Annotated in this window: 5 protein-coding genes; all 5 read right to left on the reverse strand. The window is 42.3% G+C overall.

All coding sequences use genetic code 11. The features are described 5' to 3' along the window. Window positions 1–252: 252 nt before the first annotated feature. On the reverse strand, window positions 253–384 hold the full coding sequence (locus tag CC90_RS25200) for a GHKL domain-containing protein (protein WP_334291795.1): 132 nt from the start codon (window positions 382–384) through the stop codon (window positions 253–255). Between the two features lie 136 nt (window positions 385–520). Beyond that, on the reverse strand, window positions 521–1,834 hold the full coding sequence (locus CC90_RS0120305) for an ATP-binding protein (protein WP_031392548.1): 1,314 nt from the start codon (window positions 1,832–1,834) through the stop codon (window positions 521–523). Then, window positions 1,834–2,541, reverse strand: a complete 708-nt coding sequence (locus CC90_RS0120310; protein ID WP_031392549.1) for a LytR/AlgR family response regulator transcription factor — start codon at window positions 2,539–2,541, stop codon at window positions 1,834–1,836. The genes CC90_RS0120305 and CC90_RS0120310 overlap by 1 nt, the downstream gene beginning before the upstream one ends. 637 nt (window positions 2,542–3,178) lie before the next feature. After that, window positions 3,179–5,611 carry a GH36-type glycosyl hydrolase domain-containing protein gene (locus CC90_RS0120315; protein ID WP_051869898.1) on the reverse strand — a complete coding sequence of 811 codons (2,433 nt, stop codon included), beginning with the start codon at window positions 5,609–5,611 and terminating at the stop codon, window positions 3,179–3,181. Window positions 5,612–5,631: 20 nt separating this feature from the next. After that, window positions 5,632–11,751: a glucoamylase family protein gene (locus tag CC90_RS0120320; protein ID WP_165919327.1), complete on the reverse strand. Its 6,120-nt coding sequence runs from the start codon at window positions 11,749–11,751 to the stop codon at window positions 5,632–5,634. Window positions 11,752–12,049: the final 298 nt, after the last annotated feature.

Here is a 12,049-nt window from a genome sequence, read left to right on the forward strand (position 1 = left end):
TTTCTTTTTTTGACTTGGTTTACACAAACTGTCCTCTTTTTTTCATAAACTGTTTTTAGATATGTATATTTAACAAATTTGAAGATGCATTTTTGTACAGATTCATCAATCTTATTCTTCTTTTGTTAAAAGGTATCAATATTGTTAATTTAAATCATTTATCCTCTATATTGATACGTACCGCACCGCCATATTTCTTTTTCTCAAACCGCACAATCAGAAAGTCCTTTTGGGAGAAAACAGCCATGTGAATCAGCCTTTTTTCCTTATCGGGAACCTTTTTTTACACTCGATGGCGTTGTCCAAAGTATTTCCAAAAATTGTACAGATATCCCTGATATTTGCGGCTTTCGCACTGATTATCAGTCCATCACTAAAAGTCAAATGAAAACCATTCAGAAAAAAATAAGGGCAAGCGATAAATTACCATACTCCATGAAACAGTTTAGAACCGCTGCAAGCCAAATATTTCAAGGCTTTACAACGGTTCTGAACTTTCTCAACTGTCAAAGATGGGATTTTATTCTTTTGGCGATGGGATCACAACATTAAGCTCGAACCAGTTTCCTTTTTTGTTTATCGTTACCCATCCGCCATATTTTTTTGCTGTATATTTGATACTCTTTATTCCATATCCGTGAAAATCCTTGTTCAACTTCGTAGTGGCCGGAAGATTGTCCTCGATTTCAAGGTCTCCTTCAAAATAGTTTTCAAAACGGAGCACGATAAAATCCTTTTTCGAAACCACCTCCACATGAATGAGCCGTTTCTCTTGTTCCTCAATCTGAATCTCGCATTCAATAGCGTTGTCCAACGAATTACCAAATAACGTACAAATATCCATCACATGCATGAAGTTCAAGAGCTTACCATCTACCACGCAGGTCAATTCAATATTATGTTTCTGGCAGGTAATGCTTTTTCCCGTAAGAATCGTATCCACTACAGAGTTTCCTGTTTTATTCTGTGCCTCATACATCTTGATTTCGCTTTCCATTTCATCCAGGAAAGCCAACCGCTTTGCCGAATCCTCTTCTGCCCGCAGAACCGCTATCTGATGCTTTAAATCGTGATATTTACGATTGACAATATCAATACTCTCTCCCGATTTACGATACAAAGTGTATTGACTCTGCAAAATATTACGCATAGCATCCAAGTCGTATTTTGCCTGCATCTCTCTTCTCAAAATGTGATATGCGTATAAAATAGTGAGACCGCTTAAATCAACCAAGGTACGAATATTAAAAATCTCCCTCGTAATCTGGCTGCTGAAAGGTGTATTAGCATAAACAAAGCTCAAATTGCTCACGAAAAAAACTGTTGCGCCAATCGCAATGACGAAGATCAATTCCTTTACAGTTGTTTTTTCCTGAGAAAGATACATGTGCTTTCTTTCCAAAAAGAAAATCCCTGCATATACCATTGTATAAGTTGCTGCCAAAACGGCCACGCCTAACCATAAACTTAAGTTTTCCGTGCTTTCCACTGCATAATAATACAACTGCCATTCCAAGGAAGCCGCAAACTCCGCCAAAATAAAAGCTCTTATACAATAGTATCCTGCGTTAATCCAGGTTATCTCACAAGAAAAATAAAAGTAAAGAAGCATCAGACCAATCGCAAGAAACATGCCCAAAAGCCAAAAATTTTCAGAAAAATGACCTGCCAGCTCCTGAACTAAACATTGTACAATCAGCGTTGCGCCCATAAGAATTCCCATAAAAATGCCGCTATATCTCTTCTTCAGCATGAGAATATATATGCTGCACGCCGCCCACTCTGCTATTCCAGTGTACAATCTCGGAATCTCCGTAAGGGTTACATGATCCATTACATCGCTCCTCCCAAATAATTCGTCAATTCCTCCATAAATTCTTTTTTCCTTCCCCTGCTGATAGCTATGCTTTCACCGTTAATAATTACACAATCATTCTGTACGCTGTCAACATAAGCCAAGTTCAAGAGACAGCCCTTATTACAACGAAAGAAATCCGAGTCCTTTAATCGCTCTTCCGCCTCTTTCATTGTGGCAAAGGTAACATATTCCTCCGAGCGGGTATGGAAAATTAACCGGTGTCCCTGACTTTCAATGTAACATATATCAGAAACATAAAGTTTAACTGTCCCCCCCTTTACTCCTACCGCAATAAAATTCTTTACCTTTTTGTTAATACGCCCGATAGCCTTATCCAGACTTTGAGAAAATGAAAAATAAGACACCGGTTTTAAAACATAATCCGTAGCATTTACCGTATATCCGTTAATGGCATATTGAGCCATATTTGTTATAAAAATAATAATTACCTCAGGATCACTTTTACGGATAACGGAGGCTGCCGTCATCCCGTCCATGAATCTCATTTCTATATCAAGAAGAATGATATCGTATTCCGCCTTGTAATTCTCAACAATCTCATCCCCATCCGAAAAGGTTACGACACACAACTCCTGACTTCGCTCTCTCTGATACTGCATTAAATATTCTTTTAACTGTTCAATACTTATTGAATCATCATCTACAACAGCAATACGAATCATAGGATTTCTCCTTCCTTTATTTATCAATATTATACAATAAGCTTATAATTTTTCCTATAATAAAAAATATAGGCATTGCCGGTCAATTTCCCCGCAACACCTATTCTCCATATACTTTTTAATTATTAAAACAATGCCATTACTTGCCTGACACATTACAACAACCAATGCTGTATAACATCTTTTGTACTGTAAACAAACTACCATATAATCCTAACCTATACACTAAGCATTTCACAAACTGCATCTTTTATTACACAAACGGGAAAAAATTTACCAAAAAAATTATTTAGAAAGCATTTGAGCTCCTTTTTCCAAGTGGGATGTATTACCTTGTATCCGGCCAATTCCCATTAGACAATCAGGAATATAGCGGGGAGAATCCATTTGGAACAATTACTTCTTTGCCTATAAATCTGACTGCTTTAAAGCTTTGTACCTTAAAACTAATTTTTTCCCCATAAAAACCTCCATAAAAAGACCCGCTTCCCGTGCCGCTTGCGACCCATTGCAGAAATCATGCGTTGCAATTTTCAGATACATCCCGCAGTGCTTATAGCTATACCTTGTCCGCAAGCGGACAAAGTATGTTTATGCACACTCGCTCTGCTCGGCGCAGTATAATATTGTTAAAATATTATACAATAATCCGATGCCTTTTCCCGTCATCCTGAAGCATGACTCTATTCCCCTGAATTGATCTGTCATCCACGGTAATTGCTTCCGTTATCAGTATTCCCTTGCTTCTGCTTTCAACACTAATCTCATAGGAAGAACTCCCGTATTTGTATTCAATGGAAAAGTCACCGAAGCTTGCCGGCGTTGCCGGATCAATGATCAGCTCATTTCCCTCTTTGCGAATACCCAGAAACCAATTTAATAATCCTTGGTACATCCAGCCTGCGGAACCGGTATACCAGCTCCAGCCGCCTCTTCCCGTATAAGGCGGACTTAAGGATATATCCGCCGTCATTACATACGGCTCCTTTTCATACTTAAGCACATCTTTCCTGTTTTGCGTAATGTGAATCGGATTCAATATGGTAAACAAGGTCTCCGCCATGCTGTAATCATGCAGCATCGATGTGGCAATTGCCAGCCAGACCGCCGCATGAGTATACTGACCTCCGTTTTCACGTATGCCGGGGATATAATTTTTAATATAACCCGGATTTTTGTTCGTCTTATTAAAGGGAGGGGCAAGAAGTAAGGAAAGGGCATCCTCTTCCCTTACCAGATAACGCCAGGCCGACTGCATTGCCGCCTCTGTCCGTTCCTTTCCCGCTCCCTTCGATATTACGCTCCACGACTGGCTGATGGAATCTATCCTGCACTCATCGTTTTCCTTCGATCCGAGCTTTGAGCCATCGTCATAAAAAGCCCGAAGGTACCACTCCCCATCCCATGCATTCTCTTCAATGCTTTGAAGCAGGGCTTCCCGCTTCTTCTCCAATTCCCGGCCATAGGCCCCATCACCTTCCTGATGGCACAGAGGAATAAAATCGCTAAGCACAGTATACAAAAACCAGGCCAGCCAGACGCTTTCTCCTTTTTCCTGCATCCCCACCTCATTCATACCGTCATTCCAGTCACCTCCTCCCATAAGAGGAAGTCCGTGTTCTCCGAAACGAGTTCTATCGATGGCTTTTTTGCAATGCTCATAGACACTTTCTATGCGCTCGGAAATCTCCGGTACAAACATGATCTCCTGTTGTTCATCTCTAAGTGCCGGGCCCTTAATATAAGATACTGACTCCTTTAGGATTGACGAGTCTCCGGTACCTCGGATATAGGCAACCGTGCAATAAGGCAACCACAGCAAATCATCGGTTATTCTCGTCCTTACCCCGATTCCCATCGGAGGATGCCACCAATGCTGCACATCCCCTTCTTCAAACTGCCGGCTGCAGGCAATCAGAATTTGCCTGCGTAATATGCCCGGATCTGCAATGAGAAGTGAAAGGGAATCCTGAAGCTGATCCCGGTATCCATATGCTCCTCCGCACTGATAAAAGCCTGCCCTTGCCTGAATACGGCAAGACACCGTCTGATAGAGCAGCCAGCCGTTAACAAGGATATCCACCGCCCTATCCTTCGTCTTTACCTGAACCGTCCCTAATAATCCATCCCAGTGGGCTTTCACCCTGTCAAACTCTTTTTCAGCGGCAGCACACGCTCGATACTTATCTTTCATTTTATATATCTCGTTAAGACTTTTACTCTGTCCCAGTCCGAATAGTACCTCCTTGCACTCCTGCGGCTGCATTACAACGGATATCTGAATCGCTCCACAGGGGTCAAAGCATACACCCGTATTGCAGGATAACTTTACTTCCGCTCCCCGCGGAGCTCGGATGCTGCTCCCGTGCCCCAGAAACTCCTGTCTGTCTCCGGTATAGCCGACTACTGTTTCACTGGAAAACAGGTAGGAATAAATGTTTTGAAAGTTCATGGCATAAATGTTCTTTGCGTATAAGCATTCATTCTCATTATCATAGGAGGTCAGAATGTAGGGGCTGGTATGCTCCCTCACCGTCCCCATGACCCATTCCACATAATAGGTCAAGCTCAGGTATTTCACTTTATCCGAACGGTTCGTGAGCTTGAGATTCCAAAGCTTCAACGACTCATCCAAAGGGGTAAAAACCGTCAGTTCCTGACCGATAAGCGCCTCCTCATGAAGGAATCTGCTGTATCCGAAACCATGCCTTACCCGGTATATACCCCGGTCGGACCTTCCAAGGGACATAGGTGTCATTACCTCACCGGTCATTTCATCCAGAATATAGATTGCTTCAGAGGCTCTGTCACTTACGGGATCGTTGGACCAGGGCGTAATCTTATTTTCCCTGCTGTTGATACTCCAGGTGAAGCCGGCCCCCGACTCAGATATTTGGAATCCAAAGCTCTCATTCGAAATAACATTAATCCAGGGAACCGGCGGTCTGTTATTACCCTCCAGCAGAATTTCATATTCTCTGCCTTCATTGGCAAACCCCCCGAATCCATTAAAAAACTCGTGATTTTGCGTTTCTTCTTCCTGTGCCGTCTGTGCATATGCTTTGTCCAAAGCCTCTTCCTCCTTAACGCCTAATATTCTTCGAGCAACTCATACAGATTCTCTTTACCATTGGTAAAATAAATCCCGGTTCTCTCCGGAAATACAACCTGTGCTACCGTATACAGCAAGTCGATTTCCGCCGGTTTCATCTCATACGTATGCAGGGTGAAAAAGCTTGGCTTCTCGCTTCCCGAATCATAAATTCGAAGAGAGCTGGTCATATCGTTTATTAATTCATCCACTTCCTGAAGATAACCATGCTTGGAATCAATCAGGATAACCAGGTCTACCATAACGTGGTTGGTTCTAAGATATTCGTAAGCCTTTAATACATCCTTCACAATCCTTTCCGCTTCCATAGACCGGACCATTAGAAGCAGAATAGGATTATCGCCGGATATGCCGAATTTCCATAAGGAACTCTGATTCAAAAAGTTTCGTCTTATATTTTCATTCGGCCCTCTGTAAATACTTGCGGGATAGAAAATCGGACTGATCAGATCCTGAAAAGCATTCAGCTGGTTTCTGGTAATCTCCAGATACTTTAACTCCAGATTCTTTTGAAGCCTAAATTTTTCCAAAATATCATCGATCCTATAACTTACATTCAATTCCCCTGCTATTTTTATTGCTTCCTCCTTACTGCCGCATACTCCGGTAATGAAAGAAATACAGACAGATTCCCCTGCTCCTATGCTAAGCTGCGCCCGCAGGCTCATAATCGGATCATTACAAAAACCTGAATTATTGAAAAAAGCGACGCTGTTCACCACGCAGTCAGGATTCTCCAGCGTATTGTTTCTTCCAATAAATCGTTTTCTGTCATTTTCATATTCTATTTTCTTACACAGTGCCGTTCCCGTTCTTATCATATGCATCACGTAAGAACTATCATTTTTCTTCTTCCTCCGCCTTTTGGCAAGAAATATCTCCTGCTCTTCCAGATATTCACTTTCCAGAAAGAGCTTGTTAAATGCGGGATGGCTTAATTCCGCCAAATGAGTATCATCCACCACTTCCAAATAGCTGGTCACTTCCAGTTGTTTTTCTTCATTCCCGTGATTGGTAAATGTAATCTTACGTATCTCAAGATTACGATCCGCATCCAGACTGACGATCATGTCTGATGAAATATCTCCGTCCTTGCGCTTAAATTCCACCTGATGAGGACAAAAAACTACCTGATAGCTCTCCGGTTCCGTTCTTGTAGGGTGATAGGCAGCGCTCCAAAGCTTCCCCTGCTTCATGTCCTTAATATAAATATAATTACCTGTATTCTCATAAATATCCGGTCGAAAACGGTAAAGCATCCGGTCCTCATATTTACTGAAGCCGTCTCCATCCGATGTTATCATCAGTGAATACTTACCGTTTGACAAATAATTTACAACCGGTGCATTCACGCCTGCACTTCCTATCGTTCTGCTGCTGTATATACTTTCTTTAAAAAGAGACTTCCCGATTTTTATTGTATATCCCTGTCTGGCAATGGAAATCAAATAGGACTGACGCTTCTCTTCCAGTAATACTTCCGAGGCCTTTATTATCATCTCCGCATGGAACCGCTCTCTAAGGATACCCTCATTCAGATAATTATTGATTGCAGCCAGATTCATCCCTTGATGATGTGCCATATAGGATTTTACAATACAGTAAGGCGTCATCTCCATGGAATTCGGCACATCGAAATCAACGGACTCATAGAAACCGTAAACGCCGAAGGCACCTAATTCTTTCAGCCTCCTTAAATTACTCATGCATTCCTCTTGTGCAATATCCAGAGCCAGCATTGTCGCATATGGGGTGGCCACCATGGAATTCTTACGGACCGGCTGAAGCCTTATCTTTGGAACACCAAAGGCTTTGTACTGATAGTTAGAGTTTAGGTCAAAACGATAATACTGGGATTCCGATATCCCCCATGGTATCCGGGCCTCCTTCGCATACTTCATCTGCTGGAGTACCGCTGCCCTGGAAGTTTGCGCGTAGACAGAGCCTTCATATTCTTTGAATACGAGATTAGGCATCAGATATTCGAACATCGTGCCGCTCCAGGATACGAAGCATGGAATACCTCCTACGATAGTCAGAGGCCTTCCCAATTTATACCAATGCTTTAACGGCACTTTTCCCAGGGATATTGCAAGAAGGCTTGTGAGTGCCGATTCCGATGCCATCAGATCATAGCATCCATCATCCAGCATGTTCGAGGATACATGATATCCGATATGGAATAACATTCTCTTTTCATTAAATAAGAAGTGGAAATCTGCCTCTTCCAAAAAGCCGTCTATTTTATCGCATATCACTTTGATACGCCTGATCATGCCGTTTGCGAATTCATTGCCCTCCGCTGCGATAAGACGAAGCGTAGGATAAGAAGAAAAGTTCTCTTCCTTCAGTCCTAAATCAGACGCTTCATTAATAATGCTGTCAATGAGATTCATCAATTGCCTGGTCTGGCGATAGTGCGCAGATGGCCTAAGCTCTCTGATACTTAAGTTTTCGCGAATCTCCGCAATATCTTCTATTAACTCACCTATTTTTGTATACTCAGGCTTAAGCCCGTTTCCGGCAGGATTGCCTGTCCTCATCTGCATTTCTTCGTTGCTGTTCTTAAGCAGGGACCTGAGTTCATATATAAAATTATCCGGAAATACAGGCTTGTCAATCTGCTCCAAAAGTCCATTTTTCAGAGCGACCAGATGCCCTAGAAAGTTACCGCTGTCTACGGTCGATATATAGGCAGGAGCCAGCACCTCTAATGTCTTGATATGATACCAGTTGTAGAGATGTCCCTTATATTTCAACATTTTCTGAACCGTTTCCATTAGCTTTTCCACGGCTTCAACCGTAGCGCTAAAAGTTTCAAACCCGAAATCTCTGGCGGACAGAATTGCCAGAAACTGAAGTCCGATATTAGTCGGGGATGTTTTATCGCTTATTTTTCTAACTACCGAAGTCTGGTAATTATCCGGACAAAGCCAGTTATTTTCCTTTGTAGAAAATTCCTTGAAAAACTGCCAGGTTCTGCGTGCGGTTTCTAAAAGCAGCTCGACATCCTGCGCTTTGTCCCTCGCAGGAAGAGTCTTCTCCGGCTGACTGATCCGGTATGCGATTTCAAATGCAAGGCTCCAATCAGCAATTACAATTGCTGCCAGAATGATTCCTGCCGGGTTCAAATATCCCATAAATAAAATTATTGCAAGCAGGAACGCCGGAAGAAAGGAGCTCCACATAGTAAGGAAGTATCCTTTTCGAGTATTGACAATGGAAGCATCCACTGCTTCCGCCGTATTCCAGCGCAGCAGATTCTTTTTACTTATAAAGATCCGATACAATGTTCTGACGATAGCATCCGATGCTACGTAAGCGCGGTAAGGGGTAATGGTAAACTCCAAAAATGCCCTTTTAAGCATCGTGGCAATTTCTTTAAAGAAGCTCTTATAAACAAGCACAAGTTTCGGCCGTAACAGCTTCTGAACAAGCACTGAAAACAACAAAAGTACCAGAGCAAATATATCATTAAAGAAAACAAGGGGTAACCAAAGATAATATGCGTTTGGCACCCATGCCAGATTCAACAGTACAAGCAACGTCTTACTTAAGGGAACCAGACTTCTTCTCAGGTTGTCAAAGACTTTCCACTTTGACAATGCCTGCAAATTCTTCCCGTCCTTCGTCCTCTTCATGAACAGCCAAGGCAGCAACTGCCAGTCCCCGCGCAGCCACCGGTGTTCCCTTTGGGTAAAGGATAAAACGCTGCCGGGAAAAGTATCCATAATCTTGGCCGTGCTGGAAAAAGCTGTCCGCGCATAGCAGCTCTCAAAAAGGTCATGACTGAGAATCCGGTTTTCCGGCACCTTATTTTGAAGCACCTTCTGGAAAGCCTTAATATCATAGATGCCTTTTCCTATATAGATTCCTTCGTCCCAAATATCCTGATAGATATCCGATATCACACTCCCATAATGAGCGAGGCCCGATTCTCCTCCGAAGATTTTCGTAAACCTGCTGCCGTTCTTATCCACAATATGATTTCTTACGGAAGGCTGGATGATGACATAGCCCTCTTTCACCTTTTGCCCCGCCAAATCCAGAATTGGTTTATTCAGAGGATGATCGATGAGCCCTACCAGTCTCGAAGCATTATCATGAATCAGGTTTGTATCTGCATCCAATGTAATGACATACCGGAAGGTAGTAAGAAGCTTTTCATCGCAGTAAATAGCGGAAAAAGAGGTATTCTCTCTTTCCATCCCATTTAAAAGACTGTTGAATTCTTCCAGCTTCCCTCTCTTACGCTCCCATCCCATATAACAATTCTCCGCCTTATTCCATTTGCGGCGGCGCAGGAACAGCGAAAAACGCTGATGCTCTGACGGATATAGCTCATTCAGTTCATTCATACGCGAGACAAGAGCACTTTCAATCACCCCATCCTTTGGCGTAGACTGGTCCGGGGAATCCTCGAAATCAAGCATCAATGCAAAATAAAGATTGGACTGCCTGTTTGCCAGATAATGTTTTTGAAGACGGTCCATATACTGAAGCCCTTGTTCCTTAGATGAAACGATAACCGGCATGACCACAAAGGTTCTCGCTTCCTCCGGTATTTCCTCATGATAATCCAGATAAGGGAGCTTCTTAGCCTTGATACTTCTTGTAAATATAAAATTTGTAATCTCTATGGAAATGCCCATCAGAAGCGGCATTGACGCCAAAAGGATAATTGCATTGCGGCTGGTATTCTGCAGCCCGCCAAGGGTCCGGAACGTATAGAGCAGGAAGACACTCAGCCCCGGAATTATGAGAAAAAGTGCAAGAAAATAAAGAAGGCCTTTTATATTCATCCTTTTCTTAATACTTTCCGGAGCAGGCTTTCCTAATGCCTTTGCCTTCAAAACCGGATAACCGTTTCCCAAAAGATAGGCCCCTACATGATGAGAACAATGCAGGTCATCCCTTCCCTCTGCGGCCAGTTCCAAACAGTTCTTCGCTACCTCCTCTTCTCTCAGCCGGTGACGAAGCGCCAATTTAACGATGACCTCACGGTACATGCCCTTGGCTTGTGCTTCCATCTTTGCATAGACACCATCCGGATCCTGTGACAAAATTTGCTCCAGGCAGGAATGTTCCTCAAAGAACTTTTCTTCATCCATTTCATTGATGTCTCGCAGGCTGACGATTAAAGTTCTGATATTTGTCTCAAGAAACGATTCAATCTTTCCTTCTTCCAGAAAGATTCCTGAGGCCTTCACCTGTCTTTCCATGGAAGTAAAATGATATTCCAGATATCTTTGAATGGATGCCTCATCGAAAGACATGTTCTTCAGCAAGTATATTACATGGGCATGAAACGAGTAATTCAGCTTTAAACTATCCTTTATTTTGCAAAGCAGTGCAGATATACTGACCGGTCCTTGCTTATTTGCGAGCTTATCCCAAAGAAAGTCTTCCGCTTTTGATTTTACATCGATAATATCAAGAATTTCATCCGAGATATCGAGGATTTCTTCAAGAATGCAAAAACCGAGCATCTCCGGTAAGACCCATATTTCCTTATCCGTCAGCAACACCTTTTGCTGATAAGCCTTAAGCATCAGGCTAATATTTTCTTCACTTAAATGCCCGCCGGAAAGAGCTACCATCTTTTTTGCTACAACATAAACACGGGGAAAGTTACAGTTTTCCTTTCCCTTCAGAACCGGTAATACGGCATAGCTCGTTCCTGAGGTGCGCACTTTTTTAATCTCCCGGTACAACATCTGGAAATTGTCAAAGAGCCAGCGCGCTGCCGGAATCAGGGAAATCATATCACCCGATACGGCAGAGATGTTATCTCTGATTATATTTAGTTTTATATATGCAGCCTGATTATAGTCGCTAAGAACAAAGCTATATCTGGTCAGCTTGACCTGACTATGGCTTTCTGCCAGAATAAGCATCTGCTTTTCCCACTCACTCGGACCGGATTTCTCTTCCTCTTTTAGGGAATTTACCGGGAAATGTACTTTCTTCCCCCAATATTTGAGCCGATAATATAACATTAATAGAACAAAACCAAATAATGCAATCACCAGCAATAAAACGACCAGCATAAACGGTGAATTTATATAAAAAATAATTCCTTTGAATAAATCCTGCAATTGAAGTTCCTCCTTATTTAAGAAATCCTTCAAACATAATGACATCTCTTCACAGACAACCTGCTTATTTTTCAAGAACCAAAATGTGCTTCGCATCCTATTGCAGCCAGGCACTCCGGCAACATAGCTTTTGCTTGGGAGCGCGTAGCTGCGCATCGTTTGCCCTGAGGGCGGCACGAGTGTTTTTCACTCGTATTTATATCATAGGAAGACAGTACTTTCACACGTTAAAACAACAAGGTTTTTTCTACGATATAAAAATAGCACAATACTGTATTATTGCACTTTTTATCTTTTT

Source organism: Kineothrix alysoides, from assembly GCF_000732725.1.
Taxonomy (GTDB): domain Bacteria; phylum Bacillota; class Clostridia; order Lachnospirales; family Lachnospiraceae; genus Kineothrix; species Kineothrix alysoides.

Excerpts from the sequence above, each read along its gene's own strand:
- CC90_RS0120305 (WP_031392548.1), bottom strand. The coding sequence starts at position 1,834 with ATGGATCATGTAACCCTTACGGAGATTCCGAGATTGTACACTGGAATA.
- CC90_RS0120310 (WP_031392549.1), bottom strand. The coding sequence starts at position 2,541 with ATGATTCGTATTGCTGTTGTAGATGATGATTCAATAAGTATTGAACAG.